This window comes from Algoriphagus ratkowskyi (assembly GCF_002150505.1).
Lineage (GTDB): Bacteria > Bacteroidota > Bacteroidia > Cytophagales > Cyclobacteriaceae > Algoriphagus > Algoriphagus ratkowskyi.
Window position 1 is genome coordinate 187,138 of record NZ_MSSV01000001.1, and the last position, 17,980, is coordinate 205,117.

At 40.6% G+C, this 17,980-nt stretch carries 16 protein-coding genes; 7 read left to right on the forward strand and 9 right to left on the reverse strand.

The features are described from left to right. Window positions 1-14: 14 nt before the first annotated feature. Window positions 15-251, reverse strand: coding sequence for an acyl carrier protein (locus BVH02_RS00785; protein WP_057940051.1), 237 nt, complete (start codon window positions 249-251; stop codon window positions 15-17). A 152-nt stretch (window positions 252-403) separates the two neighbouring features. On the opposite strand from BVH02_RS00785, the gene BVH02_RS00790 reads away from it, so the two are divergent. After that, window positions 404-832 carry an IPExxxVDY family protein gene (locus BVH02_RS00790; protein WP_086497831.1) on the forward strand — a complete coding sequence of 143 codons (429 nt, stop codon included), beginning with the start codon at window positions 404-406 and terminating at the stop codon, window positions 830-832. 7 nt (window positions 833-839) lie between these two features. Then, on the forward strand, window positions 840-2,264 hold the full coding sequence (gene pyk, locus BVH02_RS00795) for a pyruvate kinase (protein ID WP_086497832.1): 1,425 nt from the start codon (window positions 840-842) through the stop codon (window positions 2,262-2,264). A 167-nt stretch (window positions 2,265-2,431) separates the two neighbouring features. On the opposite strand, the gene BVH02_RS00800 is transcribed toward pyk, so the two are convergent. Genes BVH02_RS00800 through BVH02_RS00820 form a run of 5 tightly spaced genes read right to left on the reverse strand, consistent with a single transcriptional unit; the run spans window position 2,432 to window position 6,179 of the window. After that, window positions 2,432-4,012, reverse strand: a complete 1,581-nt coding sequence (locus BVH02_RS00800; RefSeq protein ID WP_086497833.1) for an NFACT RNA binding domain-containing protein — start codon at window positions 4,010-4,012, stop codon at window positions 2,432-2,434. Further along, entirely contained in the window at window positions 4,012-4,776 is a 765-nt protein-coding gene (locus tag BVH02_RS00805) for an MBL fold metallo-hydrolase (RefSeq protein ID WP_086497834.1), read from the reverse strand. The genes BVH02_RS00800 and BVH02_RS00805 overlap by 1 nt, the downstream gene beginning before the upstream one ends. Then, entirely contained in the window at window positions 4,773-5,051 is a 279-nt protein-coding gene (locus BVH02_RS00810) for a hypothetical protein (protein WP_086497835.1), read from the reverse strand. The genes BVH02_RS00805 and BVH02_RS00810 overlap by 4 nt, the downstream gene beginning before the upstream one ends. 1 nt (window position 5,052) lies before the next feature. After that, window positions 5,053-5,430, reverse strand: coding sequence for a response regulator (locus BVH02_RS00815; protein ID WP_086497836.1), 378 nt, complete (start codon window positions 5,428-5,430; stop codon window positions 5,053-5,055). Continuing rightward, window positions 5,427-6,179: a response regulator gene (locus tag BVH02_RS00820; protein WP_086497837.1), complete on the reverse strand. Its 753-nt coding sequence runs from the start codon at window positions 6,177-6,179 to the stop codon at window positions 5,427-5,429. Before BVH02_RS00820 ends, BVH02_RS00815 begins: the two co-directional genes overlap by 4 nt. A gap of 42 nt (window positions 6,180-6,221) precedes the next feature. Between BVH02_RS00820 and miaA the strand changes: the two genes are divergently transcribed. After that, the gene (gene miaA, locus BVH02_RS00825) at window positions 6,222-7,130 is read left to right on the forward strand and encodes a tRNA (adenosine(37)-N6)-dimethylallyltransferase MiaA (protein WP_223271774.1); all 909 of its coding nucleotides are present in this window, start codon (window positions 6,222-6,224) and stop codon (window positions 7,128-7,130) included. Here miaA and BVH02_RS00830 read toward each other — a convergent pair. After that, complete coding sequence (locus BVH02_RS00830; RefSeq protein ID WP_086497839.1) at window positions 7,118-7,453, reverse strand: hypothetical protein; 336 nt, start codon at window positions 7,451-7,453, stop codon at window positions 7,118-7,120. The genes miaA and BVH02_RS00830 overlap by 13 nt on opposite strands. Before the next feature lies 1 nt (window position 7,454). Next, on the reverse strand, window positions 7,455-8,429 hold the full coding sequence (gene pfkA, locus BVH02_RS00835; protein ID WP_086497840.1) for a 6-phosphofructokinase: 975 nt from the start codon (window positions 8,427-8,429) through the stop codon (window positions 7,455-7,457). Window positions 8,430-8,685: 256 nt separating this feature from the next. Here pfkA and BVH02_RS00840 point away from each other — a divergent pair, with 256 nt between their 5' ends. The 4 genes from BVH02_RS00840 to BVH02_RS00855 all read left to right on the forward strand — a co-directional run bounded on the left by BVH02_RS00840 (window position 8,686) and on the right by BVH02_RS00855 (window position 15,490). Continuing rightward, window positions 8,686-9,576 (forward strand): aldo/keto reductase, encoded by an 891-nt coding sequence (locus BVH02_RS00840; protein WP_086497841.1) that lies wholly within the window; start codon window positions 8,686-8,688, stop codon window positions 9,574-9,576. A gap of 77 nt (window positions 9,577-9,653) precedes the next feature. Continuing rightward, complete coding sequence (locus tag BVH02_RS00845; protein WP_086497842.1) at window positions 9,654-11,837, forward strand: acylase; 2,184 nt, start codon at window positions 9,654-9,656, stop codon at window positions 11,835-11,837. A 143-nt stretch (window positions 11,838-11,980) separates the two neighbouring features. Then, complete coding sequence (locus tag BVH02_RS00850; RefSeq protein ID WP_086497843.1) at window positions 11,981-13,981, forward strand: M1 family metallopeptidase; 2,001 nt, start codon at window positions 11,981-11,983, stop codon at window positions 13,979-13,981. Between the two features lie 663 nt (window positions 13,982-14,644). Continuing rightward, entirely contained in the window at window positions 14,645-15,490 is an 846-nt protein-coding gene (locus tag BVH02_RS00855; protein WP_086497844.1) for a glycerophosphodiester phosphodiesterase, read from the forward strand. 59 nt (window positions 15,491-15,549) lie between these two features. Here BVH02_RS00855 and BVH02_RS00860 read toward each other — a convergent pair whose 3' ends face one another. Next, window positions 15,550-17,862 (reverse strand): GH92 family glycosyl hydrolase, encoded by a 2,313-nt coding sequence (locus BVH02_RS00860; RefSeq protein ID WP_086497845.1) that lies wholly within the window; start codon window positions 17,860-17,862, stop codon window positions 15,550-15,552. Window positions 17,863-17,980 lie beyond the last annotated feature (118 nt).

A 17,980-nucleotide genomic window follows, 5' to 3' on the forward strand; every position in this document is an offset into this window, starting at 1 on the left:
GAATTTAGGAATTATTATTTTACGTTAGCTTCCAAGTAGGTTACTGCTTGTCCAACAGTACCGATTTGTTCTGCCTGATCATCTGGAATAGAGATGTTAAATTCCTTTTCGAATTCCATAATCAATTCTACGGTATCAAGAGAATCAGCACCAAGGTCATTGGTGAAACTAGCCTCCAAAGTAACTTCAGACTCTTCTACGCCTAGTTTGTCAACTATGATGGCTTTTACTTTCTGTGCAATTTCAGACATTTTGTGATCAGTTTAGTTATTAACACTTCGCAAAGAAATATATTTAATGCCTAATTGACAAAGAAAAGATTCAAGTAAATTTTTATGCAATTGGTTGTCCGTAGAAGTTGAATTATATTTTCTAACTTTGTTTGGATAGATTTTTTCCCTGAATGAAGAAGGCCAAATTACTGATTGAACATACGTATGATTTCGAGCTTTTGGGGCTTGTATCGCCTGTTAAGGACCATAAAATGGCTTGGCTAATCAACAGGGATTTAGACCTTAATCTTATAAGATCCGAAGATCTTTTGCTTGAATTTATGACCCTTCCAAGCCTTAAAATCTCACAATATTTACTTTCTTTACCTCATGGATTTGTTCAACTTTTAAGAAATAAAGCCTTAAACTCAACAAATCAAGTGTCCTACCTGATACCAGAATTGAAATCAATGGATTATTTCCTTTTGGTTCAAGACGAGACCTTTCAAATAAGTATTAATACATTTGCCAATCAGCTGGCTAAAAATCGCTACATACAAAATGTAATGAAGCTGGATGTAAGCAAACTTAAATCAAAAGAAAACCTATTAACTTATTAATACCCTAATGAGCCATTTCAATAAGACAAAAATCCTAGCAACTATAGGCCCTGCTTCAAACAATTACGAAACTATCAAAAGCCTGGCTGCTGCTGGAGCTAATGTGTTTCGTTTGAATTTTTCGCACGGTACACATGAAATCCACGCTGAGGTAGCAAAAATCATCAGACAGATCAACAAGGATGAAGGTCTAAACCTCGGTATACTTCAAGATCTTCAGGGACCTAAAATCCGTGTAGGTGAAGTAGAAAATAACGGCGTTGAGATCAAATCAGGAGAATTGATCACAATTACCAATGACCCTGTGGTTGGAACCAGTAGTTTGGTGAGTACAGTATATCAAAACCTTCCAAACGATGTGCAGACGGGTGATCGTATTTTGATTGACGATGGTAACCTTGAAGTCAGAGTAAATGATACCGATGGCAAAAATGTAAATTGTACAGTGATCCACGGTGGAATTCTTAAGTCTAGAAAAGGCATTAACCTTCCTAATACTAAAGTAAGTGCACCTTCTCTTACGGAGAAGGATATAGAGGATCTAGCGTTTGGCTTGGAGCAGGAAGTGGATTGGATCGCACTTTCTTTTGTAAGATCAGCGGAAGATATCATTGATCTGAGACAAAGAATTGAAGCTAAAGGCAAGGTTTGTAAGATCGTTGCGAAAATTGAGAAACCTGAAGCGCTAGATAATATCGATGCGATTATCGAAGCAACTGACGCAATCATGGTGGCTCGAGGTGACTTGGGAGTGGAAGTTCCAATGGAAATTGTCCCTCTTTGGCAAAAAAGAATTGTAGAGAAATGTAAGGTTGCTTGTAAGCCTGTGATCATTGCGACTCAGATGATGGAAAGCATGATCGTAAATCCTCGCCCTACTCGTGCTGAGACTAATGACGTAGCTACTGCAGTGCTTGATGGCGCTGATGCGGTAATGCTTTCTGCTGAAACTGCCTCAGGAAAATATCCTGTAAATTCTGTAAAAGCAATGAGTAGCATCATTAGCTATTTGGAAGAAAATGCTGATATCTATCATAACCTCTATAAAATCCCTGAGGATGATGAAACATTTCTAAGCAACAACCTAGTTTTGATGGCTTCTAGACTTTCTAGAAATGTGAAAGCTAAGGCAATCGTAGGAATTACTTCTTCAGGCTTCACGGGCTTCAGAATAGCATCTCACAGACCTTCTGCAAGTGTTTTTGTATTTACCAGAAATAAGGCTTTGATTACTCAAATGAGTTTAGTTTGGGGAGTTCGAGCGTATTTTTATGAAGATCAAGTTTCTACAGACGCTACCTTCTTGGATATTGAAAATACTTTGAAGGAAGATGGACATGTGAACTCAGGTGATATCATTATCAATACTGGTAGTATGCCGCTAAAATCTAATGGCAGAACTAACATGCTGAAAGTTCATATTGTTGAATAAGCGGTAGAAATACATTAGCAAAAAAAAAGAGACTTCAGAAATGAGGTCTCTTTTTTTGCATTCGTATGAGTGAACGGCGGTAAGCATTCTGAAGACTTTCCACTATAGCAACTTATTACTTACTACTTACCTCCAACAACCAACAACCAATAACCAACAACCAAAGACTAATCACCTTTTCCAAAAATCTCTTCTGGCCCTTTGGGGATCACCATCAGCACCTTTTCCTTTTCTACTAACACAGAACCTGGCGGAGAACCTTTTACCTTTCTTACATATTTGGCTTCCGTGTGGATCACTGGAGCTAGGGATTCATTTTTATTTTTGGAGTAAAAAGCAGCGAGTGAAGCAGCAGTCTCTAGGACGGCCATAGGGATGCTTTTAAGCCCCGAGGTTTTGATAAGTACATGTGAACCTGGAACCATGCGTGCGTGTAGCCATATGTCGTCTTTCTTGGTGTAGCCGCGTAGCATGTCGTCATTTGCAGAGGCGGACTTGCTCACCCAGATTGGAAAGCCCTCAAATTCAAATGTCTTGAATGGCAAAACCACAGCATCCTTTTGCAATACTTTATCCTCCCCGTGAGATTTCTTATAGCTTTTCAATGCTCTGAAATCTTCAATAGCATTCAACTCTGCTATTTTTGATTCGAACCCGCTAGCCTGATTGATTTTTGCTGCAATGGTCTTATCCAGTTGTTCCCATTCCAGTTTCCTGTTCTTAGATTTTCTGTACAAAGAAGCTGCATGATCTTGAGGTTTCTGATTGGGTTTGAGTTTGACTTGGATAGATTCTCCGCTATAAAAATCCATCAATTCAGCCTCCATTCTTCCATTTTGAAATTCATGCAAATTAGCCATGATCACATCCGCAAGCTGCGAAGGTGGTGGGGAGTTACGAAGCTCTTCTAGCTTCTGTGACGATTTCTCTATGTATGAGTTGGTTCGCTTGAGCTGATCTTGATACTTTTTAAGTAGGCTGTTCTTATCTTTTTCGAAATTTCCTCGAACAAGCGCCAGATAAAACAATTCGTTGACGGCGTGGATAGGGTTGGAGAAGCTTTTGACTGGATTTTCCTCTGGTAAAAGGGTCAAGTGTATTTCCCCGGTTTTCTCTACCAATGAAAAAAGTGGTGTGTCTAGCATGTCCAAAAGCTCTTGCATTAGCGTCCATTTAGATTGAAGATCAGCTTCGGGGTAGCCTTTATCTTTCAACCAGTTCCTTGGAATAGCGCCTAAGGTAGGAAGGAACTTAGATGCATTTCCTTCTAGTTCCTGAAAGCTTTCCCAAGTTAATTCATTGGTTTTATTCAATGCAGCCCAATCCAATTCCCGGTCTTCGGCGATGCCATTTCGGAATAACTTTAATGGGGCTGTGCGATTCTTTTCGTACAGCAATACATTACTTCTATTAGCATGTAGTTTGAATAGAAGTATTTTGCCTGAGCTGAGCTTAAAATAAAAAGCTCGCTCAAAACTTAGTACAACGCATTCATTGATCTTATCCCCAATCAACTCTTTGAAAAGATCTATGCTATTACGTTTAGCACGTTGAAAAGTCTCTGGAAAAGATAAGTATATCTGAGGTGGGAGTAAATGAGCACGAATAAATCGAGTTTCATTTGCATCCTCAGTTTCTAAAATCAGCTCATCTTTGTTTTGGGAAAAACAAGCGATTATTTTTTTACCCAAGAATGCTTTTTCAAGCTCCGGGCAGAGGTATTTCAGGAAATGATAATTGAGATGCATTAGTCCAAAGTTAGCTGAAGCCCGTCATAGGCCAAGGCTATTCCTTCAGGTAATTCCAGATCTACGGAATTATGAAGCCCAAGTTTATGGGAGATATGAGTAAAATAGGTTTCTTTGGCTCCGATTTTTTTAGCTATCTCTACTGCCTCATTCAGCGTGAAATGGGAAATATGTGACTCTCGTTGGAGCGCATTTAGAACCAGGATCTCAGAGCCCTCTATCAACTTAAGCGAATCCTCAGGAATATGATTGGCATCTGTGATGTAGGTGAAATCACCTATTCGAAAACCCAGTATTGGAAGCTTATAATGCATGACAGGAATTGGTGTAATCGTAATTCCTTCAATAGTGAATGCATTTTCATCAATCTCAATGGTCTCTACTTGTGGGATTCCTGGATAACTTTTTCGGGCAAAAATATATTCAAATTCCTGTTTGACTTGATCCAGCACTTGACGCTTACCAAAAATTGGCATGTCTCGTTGTTGCTTGAAATTGAATGGGCGAATATCATCTAGACCAGCTGTGTGATCTTTGTGTTCATGAGTGAAAATAACCGCATCAAGTTCGGTAATTCCGGCTCTTAGGATTTGGCTGCGAAAGTCTGGGCCGGTATCAATCACGAGACTTAATTTCCCAACCTGAATGTAAACAGAAGCTCGGAATCTCTTATCTCGAAAATCTAATGAATTGCATACTTGACAGTCGCATCCTATTACGGGTACGCCTTGAGATGTGCCGGTTCCTAAAAAAGTTACTTTCAAAATTTTAATTGGGTTTGTCTCAGTTCAGTAAGGAAGTCATGATTTGCTTTGTCAGTGAAATCCTCAGGATCAAGATTTAGTTCGATGAGAATGTCAATAAGTGCATTGATTTTCCCTTCAAGAGGAAAATATTTATTTACAATTACGATTTTCGAGTCATTCAAGACACAGTAGCCGGATTTAAAATTCCCCTTTTCATATCTCAAAATGTATTCTGATGAAGCGAATAGGTTTTCGAGTTTATCCAAAAAATGCTTTGTGTGCTTTATGACCATCTCAGCCTAGGATTTTCTTTACAGTAGCAAGTAATTTATCGTAGTTGAGCGGTTTTTGAATGAAGTCGTCAAATCCCATTTTTCTAAATTCATCCATCGTATAGTTATTCATATTTCCGGAAATCGCAATTATAGGCAGCTTTGATTTGATAGGATCATCCATGTTTCGAATCATTTTTGTGCAGGAGGCTCCATCCAATACTGGCATATTGAGGTCCATCAGAATAAGATCAAATTCTTCTGTTTCTAATAACTCTAAAACTTGCTTTCCATTTTTGGCAGCCTTCATTATATAGTTTTCAAATGATAATATGCTTTTAGTCAAGTTTATTATCACTGAACTGTCTTCTCCTACCAGTATTTTTTTTGGGTTATTCATTGCTTAAAAGTAGTTTCTTCTTTGAGATATGTTTCAAATTTAATACGCTCATTTTTTAATTTTTTTAGTGTTGTTTCCAAAGAATCCCAGTCCTGAGATCGTGTGTTTTTATCTGCTTCATGAGACAATATATAAATAGCAGTTGCTCCTAAAGTACCTGAATTGCCTTTCAAGGTATGCAAGCTTTCCAGCAAAATTTGTAGATTTTTCTCCTGAAAAGCAACGTCAATAGGATAAATTAGCTGATCAAACTCATCTAAGAAATCGATATATATTGACCTTATTGTGTCTAAATTATTATATTTCAACAGTTGGTCAAAAACCAATCTATCTAACACATCATTGGCTTCACTTACCGCTGCAAATGTCGAACTCTCTTCGCTTTCTATGTCTATTTTACTGGTGATAAAAGTTAGAAATTCTTTAGGACGAATAGGTTTGATGATCATATCATCAAACCCCATTTCCATAAATAATTTTCTCGAGGTTTCTGCAGAATACGAAGTGATCGCTAGTATTGGACATTGATGCATAGCCTGTCGTCTAATTGTTTTCATGGCAGTAATTCCATCCATTTCTGGCATTTGGATATCCATAAGTATCAAATCATACTTTTCGCTGGAAGCCTTTTTTACCGCCTCAATGCCATTCTTAACTGCTTCAGTGCTATAAATCTGACCTATCAAGGTTTCAAATAACTTTCGATTTAAGTCATTATTCTCTACAATCAATACCTTTTTGCTTTTCATTCCTTTACTTTGGATTTTTGCTTAAAGCTAATCATACTCATTTTGTCTACTCAATCTTATTTGATCATGGTGGTAGGGCCTACCGCTGTAGGTAAGACCGATCTTTGTCTAAAACTAGCCAAAAATTTCAAGACTGAAATTGTATCCTGCGACAGTAGACAATTTTATCGCGAAATGAATCTTGGGACAGCTAAACCTAGTTTAGAGGAGATGAGTCAGATTCCTCATCACTTTGTTAATAGTTTGTCGATAGATGAAGAATATGATGTCCGTAAATTTGAACGTGATAGTTTGCTTTTGCTTGAGAAATTATTTGCTAAGCATCAAATGGTAATTATGACTGGGGGGTCAGGTTTATTTGCGGATGCGGTGGTGAATGGTTTGGACGAAATGCCAGAAGTAGCAGCAGAAGTTAGGCAGCAGATAATTGAGGAGTATGGGCGGAAAGGCTTGGAGTTTTTACAAGCTGAAGTAGCTGCAAATGATCCTGAATACTACGAAAAGGTGGATCAAAAGAATCCTCAACGATTGATGAGGGCATTAGAAATATGGAGAGGAACAGGAAAGAAATTCAGCTCTTTTCGCGTGAAATCTAAAAAAGAGCGGCCTTTCAAAGTGATTAAAATTGGCTTAGAAAGGGTCCGAGAAGAGTTGTATTCACGGATCGACTTACGTATGGATCAGATGATAAAAAATGGCTTGTTTGATGAAGCCGATGCGCTCTTTGACAAAAGACATCTAAACGCATTGCAAACGGTAGGCTACTCTGAGATCTTCGGATTTATGGAAGGAAAATATGATGTGGAAGAGGCAATTCGTCTTCTCAAAAGAAATTCTAGACGGTACGCTAAGCGCCAAATGACCTGGTTTAAAAAAGACGAGTCAGTCAATTGGTTTTCTCCTGAAGATCAGGAAGGTATTCTGGCTTTCCTTCCTGATCAAATTTTTTGAAAACGTGCAATAGTACCCACCCAGTTATAAGGAGGATTTTTTAATAGTGCATTATATTGAATTCGGTTGACTTTTAGTTCTCTGATGATGCTTAGCGCATTTTCAGTAGTCTGTTTGTCCAGCTGCTTATTTTTTAAGCGCTGCGTTAGCAGATCAGGATCTGTAGCATCACCTACCAAAAAGCCTAATTCAGGATTGAGCGAATTTAATTTACTAAGTAATTCTTTCTGCAGGTTCAATTTGCGAAGCAGGGCATTTTTCACAGTAAGGAAAAATAGGAGCCCTCCGGCTCCTAGCATGATGAATATCGGTATGAATCCCATCTTAAATACTCAAGATTTTCATTAATTTAAGGTGATCTTCGATCAGAGCTTTTGTCTTTCCTATGCAGTCTTCAAATGTGGTATAGACGACTTGTTGATTGATGACCCCTGTCATGTGAAACTGATGCCCAGCGATAAGTCCTTCTACTGCTGCCATTCCGCATCTGCTAGCTAAGACACGATCTCGTGCCGTAGGATTGCCACCGCGCTGAATATGACCCAAAGTGGTCACTTTAAAATCTTTGGTAGGATCGTTCAGCTTGGTTTTTACTTTTTCCATGATGGTTTGCGCATTACCTGCATCATCACCCTCAGCTACCACGATAATACTGGAGGATTTTGTTTTTCTAAGGTTTTTCAAGGATTTCACGACTACATCTAAATCCGTATGTGTCTCTGGAACCATAACGAATTCGGCGCCTCCACCGATTCCTGACTCTACAGCGATAAATCCCGCATCTCTTCCCATCACTTCGATGAAGAAAATCCTGTCGTGAGCCGCTGCTGTATCACGGATTTTGTCGATAGCTTCCAACGCCGTATTCACAGCTGTGTCAAAACCAATCGTATAATCTGTGCCAAACAAATCATTGTCGATGGTTCCCGGGCAGCCTATGGTAGGAACGCCATATTCTTCATAGAATAACTTCGCTCCTGTAAATGTACCATCTCCACCTATTGCCACCAATCCTTCAATACCGTGAGCCATCAGGTTGTCGTAAGCCTTCTTTCGGCCTTCAGGGGTTTTGAAGTCCATAGATCGGGCAGACTTTAAAATTGTGCCACCGCGCTGGACGATATTACTTACCGAATGTGAATGAAGTCGCTTGATCTCTCCATCAATCATTCCTTCGTATCCCCGATATATTCCATATACCTCTAATTCTCGGTAAATAGCTGTACGAACAACTGCTCTTACACAGGCGTTCATGCCAGGACTATCTCCTCCAGAGGTAAAAACTGCTATTTTTTTCATGTTAATAATTCTTTTTCAACGGTCATATGATATCTCGCATAGTTATTCCGATAGTTACCGGGACATCCTACTTAGTGAAGATTTAGTCATGCCTGTCTGCCGCAGGCAGGCTCGATTTCATGTACATAGGTTTTAAGAATTCAAAAATAGGGATTAAAGAAAGAATGCTTTCAGTTTCTTGCATTATTAAACCTTTAAAAATATTTGAGTTGGAGAAGAATTTGAATTCCTCCACCAATATCGTGAATTTGGGAAAATGGAGAAGATAAAATTACCTGCATTAGATTTTGAAATCAGCCCGATTGCACTAGGATGTATGTCGCTGAAAGGCAATATCAAATCAGATCAACAAATTATTGACGCAGCTATCTCGGGTGGAATCAATTTTTTGGATACGGCGGATCTATACCAAAAGGGGTTGAATGAGGAGATTGTTGGTGCTGCGGTAAAGGGCAGGCGAAAACATATTATCCTAGCTTCAAAAGTTGGAAATCAATGGAGAGAAGATGGCTCTGGCTGGGATTGGAATCCTAAAAAAGCCTACATTCTAAAGTGCGCGGAAGAAAGCCTTCAAAGATTGCAAACGGATTACATAGACCTTTACCAATTGCATGGCGGCACGCTCGAAGATCCCTGGGATGAAACGCTCGAAGCTTTTGAAATTCTTAAAAGTCAAGGGAAAATCCGTGCTTTCGGTATCTCCTCTATACGCCCTAATGTGATTCGGAAAGTGTTGGAATTGTATCCTCCTGCGACTATCATGATGCAATACAATCCCTTGGATCGAAGACCTGAGGAAACAGCTTTTCCTCTGATTGCCACATCTAAGGCCAGAGTTTTAGTTCGTGGAACTTTCGCAAAAGGCTTATTGATCGATAAATCTGCAGAATCCTACATGGACCATTCAGATGAAGAAGTAGGAAAAGTGCGTAAGTTGATTGCTGTTTCAGGGATGCTTCCTGAGGCTTTTTTAATTCGATTTGGGTTGAATCAGGCTGCCGTGGGCTCGCTTGTGATTGGAGCTAGTTCGGTGGAGCAAGTGGAGAAAATGCTTTTAGGTTATGAGCAAAACGAGATGATTTCTGAAGAACTACTGCAAGAAATCACTAAGCAGTTACCGCTAAACCTATATACACAACATCGGTAAAATTCCAATTGCCTATACTCTTCAAATAGCCTATTTTGGTACGATTGAATTTGCCCCGCCTTTATAAACACCCAACTATGAAATTTAGATTGCTATTTTTTGCATTACCGGTTTTAATCTGGTCTTGCGAACCTAAGGAGCTCAGCGAATCCGAGCGATGGGAAGACACTGCAAGTAGAGTGGAAATTCTCCGAGATGATTACGGGATTCCACATATTTATGGCAAAAGCGATGCAGATGCGGTTTTTGGATTACTCTATGCGCAGTGTGAGGATGATTTCAGGCGCGTGGAGCGAAACTACATTTGGGCAACAGGCCGCTTGGCTGAGTTAGAAGGGCCAGACGCGATCTTCAGCGATCTTCGCGCAAACCTATACATGACCGAAGCAGAAGCTAAAGCAGCCTATGAAACAGCTCCAGATTGGTTAAAGAAATTGTGTGTGGCTTTTGCTGACGGCGTTAATTACTATTTGGCAACTCATCCTGAAGTGATCCCTCAGGTGATTACTCGATATGAACCATGGATGCCGATGTTTTTCAGTGAAGGCTCCATAGGTGGAGATATTGAGCAGATTCCCACTCCAGGAATTAAAGCGTTTTATTCAGCCAAGGAAACAGATGTGATGGCATTAAATGAGCCTGCAGTGGATAGAGAATCTCTTTTAGATGAGCCAAAAGGGTCTAATGGAATTGCCATAAATGGAAAGATGACTGCTTCTGGCAATGCCATGCTGCTGATCAATCCCCATACCTCATTTTATTTTAGACCGGAAGTTCATGTAGTAAGTGAAGAAGGTTTGAATGCTTATGGTGCAGTGACTTGGGGGCAGTTTTTTATTTATCAAGGATTCAATGAAAAAACCGGTTGGATGCATACATCAACTCAGGTGGATTTCATCGATGAATTTGTGGAGGAAGTAACCGAAAATGACGGGAAATATGAATATCAATATGGCGACGAAAGTAGAGCTGTAGAAGAATTTCAGATTTCTCTAAAATACAAGTCAGGAGCAGAATTGAAGGAGCGGCCATTTACTTTCTATAGAACTCATCACGGCCCTATTACTCATCAAATCAATGATAAGTGGGTAGCGACCAAGATCAATTGGGATCCGGTGAATGCACTGATTCAAAGTTTTACACGAACAAAGCTGAGCAATCATGACGAATTCAAGAAGATGATGGACATCCGTACCAACTCTTCCAACAATACTGTCTTTGCAGATGCCGATGGAAACATTGCTTATTTCCATGGAAATTTTATCCCGAAACGAAACGATGGATATGACTTCTCCAAGCCGGTAGATGGCTCAGATCCGAAGTCCGACTGGCAGGGATTGCATCCAGTGGATGAAACAATAATGATCCTGAATCCGGGCACAGGTTGGATTCAAAACTGTAATTCTACGCCTTTTACAGCTGCTGGAAAGTTTAGTCCAAAAAAAGAGAATTATCCATTTTATATGGCGCCAGATCAGGAGAATTACCGGGGTATTCATGCGATGAAAGTTCTAAATGAAGCTTCAAAATTGACACTGGACGGTTTAATCAATTTAGCTCATGACCCATATTTGCCGGCATTTGCAGAATTGATTCCTATGCTAATAAAAGCGTATGAAGCAAAAGGAGTTGGAGACCCAAAATTCACTGAAGCGATTAAAGTTCTAGAAACTTGGGATTATCGCACTTCAAAAGAATCGGTAGCGATGTCACTTGCGCACTTCTTTGGGATGAATTTTATGAGGGATCATGGCAATATCAATAACCTGCTCACTTTCAATCAAGATGAAAACACCAAAATCCCTAATCCTACAGCTACCGAACTTCTCGCAACTTTTGGAAAAACGCTGGAGGAGATGAATGCAGATTTTGGTTCTTGGAATACACCTTGGTCTGAGATTAATAGGTTCCAACGTCTTACCGGAGAGATCGATGCGCCTTTCGATGATTCGAAGGAATATACTCCGGTGGGATTAGCTTCAGGTACTTGGGGGGCTCTGGCTGCTTTTGGTGCGAAAACCTATCCAGGAACAAAGAGACTGTATGGCTATAGAGGAAATAGCTTCGTGACTGCGGTGGAGTTTGGGGAGAAAGTGAAAGCTAAATCTATCCTTGCCGGAGGACAAAGTTCAGATCCGAATTCCCCGCACTTCTATGACCAGACGCAGGATTACGTGGATGGCAAGTTTAAGGATGTAGCATTTTACCGAGAAGATGTGGAGGCTAGGATGGAGGAGAGATATATCCCGGGGAAGAGATAGTAGTTTTTGTGAAAAGTAAAAAGTAAAAAGATTCAAAAAATAGTCAGCATATCAATTCTACTCTTAGTTCACACTTATTCTGTGAGCGTGGAAATGGATTTTTAGCTTAGTTTTTCATCGTGAATAAAACCCAACAAATAGGTATGAGAAAAATACTCTTTTGCATGCTCTTTAGCAGTTCAATAGCTTTTGCGCAGCAAGAAAATGCTAATCCGCTACGCAGGTCCATAGAAACGGATACACGTGTAATACGCCAAGATGTACCAATGACGAATTCTATTCGTAAAGCTTTTGATGAAGGCTCAAGAAACTTCTCAGGTACCCCGGGAGCTAATTATTGGCAGCTGGAAACTGATTTTACCATCAAGGCTAGCTTGGATCCAAGCACGCAGACGATCACCGGATCTGAGAAAATCTTGGTGCATAACAACAGCAAAGAGGACATGACTTCCATAGTCCTTCGATTGGATCATAATGTTTTCCGAGGAGATGTTCCTCGTGGAAGCTCAGTTCCAGCGGAAAATACCGAAGGAATGATCGTAACGTCTATAAAAGTAGCTGGTGAATCTGTGGATTTAAATGCTCCTCCCATTCAGCGAAGAAGAAATGAACCGGCGGCAGCTCCGAAATTAACCGTTAGAGGTTTGCAAAGCACTGTGGCAACAATCACACTGGTAAATCCAATTAAAGCAGGAACAACAGCTGAAGTAGAAATCGACTGGCATACCAAATTGCCTGGTGGTGACAATGGTAGAGGTCATAGAATGACTCAGCGTTTTGACAGCACTTTATTTCAGCCTACGCAGTGGTTTCCAAGATTGGCTAAGTTTGATGATCTAAGAGGATGGGAAACCAGCCTTTATTTAGGTCCCGCAGAGTTTCATAATAATTTCGGGAAATTTGATGTGTCTATTACTGTACCTGCAGGCTGGATTGTAAGTGGTACCGGTGTATTGCAAAACCCAACTGAGGTATTGACTCCGACTGTTGCGGAAAGATTTGCTAATGTATTAAAGTCAGATGGTGAAGTGACGCTAGTAGGAGCAGATGAAAAAGGCCCTGGCAAAGCAACAAAAGCTGGAGATCAACTGACTTGGCGCTTTGTGGCTGATAAAGTGAATGATTTTGCTTGGGCAACTTCGGATAGATTTATCTGGAAAGCTACCAAAGCTGATATTCCTGGTAAAGGCCCAGTTCCTATATACATGGTTTTCACCCCTGAGCGAGCTCAGTTATTTGAGAAAGCTGGAGAAAACACCAAACATGCGTTGGAATTCTATTCCAAACTTTGGGCACCATATCCTTTTCCACAACTAACCCTACAAGACGGCCCAAGTGCTGGTATGGAATATCCAATGGTGATCAATTCTAATCAAGGCGCAGCAGATCATGAAGCAGCTCATCAGTGGTGGCCAATGATGGTGGGTACCAATGAAACTCGCTACGGCTGGATGGATGAAGGTTTCAACCAATACATGAATATCCTTTCTAGTGCAGATAGCAAAGGTGTAGATTATAATCTCGATGGTTTGGGTCAAAGCTATGGCAGAATCTCTGGTATGGAAGATGAAGCGCCTCTGATGTGGAGTGCTAATGACGCAGGTAGCATGTATGGATTCCAGACCTATTCTAAAACTCCGTTGATGTTATCCATGCTGGGTGGAATCGTAGGAGATGAGGCTGTAATCAATGCGATGAAAAAATATACGGCAGCTTGGACTTTCAAACATCCTTCGCCCTGGGATTACATGTTTTTTATGAATAACGAGCTGGGTCAAAATCTGGAGTGGTTCTGGTATTACTGGTTGTTCACTACGGACGCTGTGGAAGGTTCTATACAAAATGTGAGTAATGCTAATGGCAAAACAACTGTGGCAGTACATCAGCCTGGAGAAATGCCTTCGCCAGTTGTGTTGAAAGTAGAGTTTGAAGCTGAAGGTCCAGCGATTAAGAAGTTGGCGAACGCTGAAATGATAGATGCTACTACTGCTGTAGTTACATGGCCAGTGACAGTTTGGTTTGACGGAAAAAGAACGTTCGATGCAGTAATGGACTTCGGAGATCGAAAAATCAAAACAATCACTCTTGATCCTTATGGACGTTTCCCTGACAAAGACAAGGCTGACAATGTTTACACAAGATAAATAGAATGAAAATGAGGCTCGAAAGAGCCTTTTTTTTTTGTTTTATTTAATGCTGAGGTCAAAGAGGATAGCGCAGTGTCCGCAATTTAGATTTGTAATGCTTCTCCAGAAGTTGGGCTTGGTATCAATTTTTTATTTCCGTTCGTCTTACACGAACTGTGGCGTGAAACGCTAACTTTTTCATGGAGGAAACGCGTGTCAGCCTGAGCGAAGTCGAAGGCTCTTTTAAATTTAGGTAAAATTTTGTCCTCGAACCTCTAGACTCCCGTCTCTCGGGTGCTCGGACTGACCAGCATTTCGTGCCCTCAAATCAATCCGCCATTGGTAGCGAAGTCGAAGTCTTTTTTTATTTCTGAGTTGTCCTACTTCTCAAGAATTTTGGCCTGGTAAAAGGGCTGAAAGTCCAAAATAGCCTAGCCCAGCTTAAGGGCTGGATAAAATTACGATCCAATTTTTATAGCTCTGAAGAAGCGAAATACTAGGTTATCTCCATTCGCGAACTCATACTATTCACGGATGATTTTTACAGAGAAGAATAACTTAGATTTAACATGAAAGAATCTTCATCCAATTCCATAGCAGGTAAGTTTGTTTTTTTGAATTGGGAATTTTCGAGCAAGATTTATTTCTTGAAGGTTCCTGCATAACTCAACCACTAATCACATGAACTCATACTTTCAGCTTACTCTTTGTTTTTGCCTTTTAGCCGGCAATGTTTTTTCTCAAAATTCCAATCCAATTCTTCCTACAAGTGGACTTTGTGCGCATAGAGGAGCGATGGAAACTCATCCCGAAAACACAATTCCTGCTTTCCAGGTGGCAATTTCCTCTGGGGCTCAGATGATAGAATTTGACGTATGGCTAAGTAAGGATTTGGAAATGATAGTCATGCACGATGAGACTGTAGATAGAACTACTGATGGGAGGGGAGAGATCTCAGGAATGACTCTGGCTGAGATCAAAAAATTGGACGCGGGGAGCTGGAAATCTGCTGATTTTGAAGGTGTCCTAGTTCCAACTTTGGAAGAAGTACTGGAAATCATGCCTTACAATATCTGGTTGAATATCCACATCAAAGGAGAAGGTGAACTTCCTGCAATGGTGGCAGAATTGGTGAAAAAGCAGAACAGACTCCATCAGGCTTTCCTGGCGTCTAGTTTAAAAGGAGCCAGAAAAGCGCAGAAGTCAGTACCTGAAATGATGATTTGTAATATGGATCGTCAGAACTCAACGGAGGCTTATGTCAAAGGAACTCTGCGTGCTGGGACAGAATTTATCCAGCTAAGAGATTGGGGAGATACTTATACTATCGAGCAACTTAAAAGCCTGAAAAATGCCGGTGTCAAAATGAATTACTTCAAAGCCAATGCACTTGCTGAAATAAAGAAAATGCTGGCTGATGGTATTGATTTCCCATTGGTCAATGACATTGTCTTATTTATGAAATCAGCTGAAGAATTGGGGATAAAGCCAGTTGTACCTCAGTTTGATTTGAATTTGAAGGATTAGTATGGGTTAATGAAACAGGAAGTCAAAATCTCTCTTGACTTCCTGTTTTAATAATAAATTTACTTCACTCCTGTATCGCTCATCTCCAATTTCAATTCTCCTCCTCCAGTAATCTGGCTATGCGAAAGCTCAAGGTGATCTAGAACTTGATTCTTCCAGTTAGCAGATTTTACATACACATTGGAAGGGTTATTCGCTTCTGCTTTGATGATGAATTCCTTGCCTGAGTAGTATTTTGGATTCAGCTCAATCGTGATTTTATCAAAAATAGGACTACCAATCTGATATGCTGGGTCAGCTTCAGTGCCCCCATTCATTTGGAACAAACCAATCTTCATCAACACAGCCAAGCTTCCCATCAGACCTTGATCTTCATCTCCATTGTAGCCATTTTCTGGGCTCAGATCCGAATAAACACTTTTCACTACCGCTCTAGACCAATATTGAGTAAGGTCTGGTCTTCCTAGTTTATGGAAGACAAAAGCTGTCTGAATAGAAGGCTGATTTCCGTAATTGACTGGAATTCTACGATACTCAGGATGAGTTTCCTGGGAATGGGAAGTGCCAGAGGTAAAACCAAGTTTCTCAGCTTCTTGGAAGGAGATGTTCAAACGCTCGATTGCTTTTTCTTTTCCTCCCATCAAATCTGCTAGTCCATCTAAATCATGAGGGACAAACCAAGTGTTTTGACTTCCATTTGCCTCGTTGAAGCCAGCATCGTATTCATAAGCATCGAATGGTGTCTTCCAATTTCCTTCTACATCTCTTGGACGCATCCAGCCAGACTCTGTATCGAAGGTGTTAGCATAATTGGTGGAACGTTTCATGAATTCCATCTCTCCAGCTTCATCTCCCAGCGCTTTTGCCATCTGTGCAAGAGTCCAGTCTTGATAAGCATAGTCCATTGTCAAACTTGGGCCGCCCTGGTGAAATCCAAACCTTCTTCCTTCTGGATTTGGCCATGGGACATAGCCGTTTTTCAAGTAATAGGATAATCCTCCGCCTTGAGAGGTTTTGTGCTCATAGCCTGCTTTGTCCATGATTCCACCAGGTCGGTGATTCTTTTTCAAACCCTCGTAGGCCAGTTCAACATCAAATCCACGAATGCCTTTCTGATATGCACTGACAATAAATGGTGTGCTCGAAGCTCCAGTCATCACGTAAGTGTAATTTCCTCCAGAAGGTCCTCTAGGGATCAAACCACCATCCACGTAGTAACGCAACATTGAATTCACAAACTCCTCCGTGATCTCAGGATAAACCAAGTGCCAAAGTGTATTGATCGTCCACTGAGCGCCCCAAAACGAATCCGAATTGAAGTGTCTGAATTTAGGTTTTCCAGCTTCGTTCAGCGGAATTTGCTTTGGTATAAGCGTTCCACTAGTCATGTCTGCGTATTTGCCATTCACATCTGAGATAGTTCTACGACCCTGAAGTGCATGAAACAAATCTGTGTAGAATCTTCTTCTATCTTTTTCAGTTGATCCCTCTACTTTTATTCTCCCCAGATAGCTATTCCATTCATCGAAGGATTCCTTTTTTGTTTTCTCAAAATCCCAATGCGCCAGTTCCGTATTCAGATTGAGCATTGCTTGCTCAGCACTTACATAAGAAATCCCAACTTTCATCAGTAGTTCTTCTTTTGAGTTCTCAAAAGATAGTAGTGCGCCAGAGTTTTCTCCCTTGATTTCAGATAAGGCGGAGGTTACTCCATTTTCTGACCAGCCTTTGATTTCTGCAATTGGCCGGTTTAGTTGGATTGCATAAAAAATAGCAGTATCAAAGGGGCGTCTGATAGTTTTCCCGTTGATAAGGTGCCCTTGAAGTGTGGTTTTGTTCACTTGGGTAATTTCCCCATCGATGATATTCGATGGACCAAGCATACCGCCAAGACGGATCATGACTTGTTGCTTAGCATTTTTTGGAAAAGTATAGCGATGAAATCCTGCACGAAGTGTGGAGGTGAGTTCCACTTTGATGTCGTATCTGTCCAGTATTAACTTGTGATAGCCTGGCTGTACGATTTCAGTATCATGGGAAAAAGGCGATGCAAAATCTGTGTTGTTCTTTAATTCAATGTCCGAAACTGGAAGGACCGAAAGCGCAGAAAGTTGCCAAGCATGAACGTGGCTTAATCCTTTGATTGAGTCACTTTCATATCGGTATCCAGAGCCCCAAGCTCCCCCAGTATCAGTGTCAGGGCTGAGATTCACCATTCCAAAAGGTCGAGTAGCTGTGTTGAAAAAGAACCAACGCGAGTTTTTACTATCCACGTAAGGGTTCACCAGATCGGCAGGGGTATCTTTCGTCTGGGCGAAAGCGACGAGAGAAATCTGTAAAATGAATAATGTGAGGCAGAGTTGGCGTATCATTATGTGGGTTCTTTGAATTGAAACTTTAAGTACGTTTCAAAAAATCATAAAACAAACTTAGGGTGTTGGGTATTTGTGCAAAGGATTTCGGTTAATAGGTTTATCATAGGGGACTATG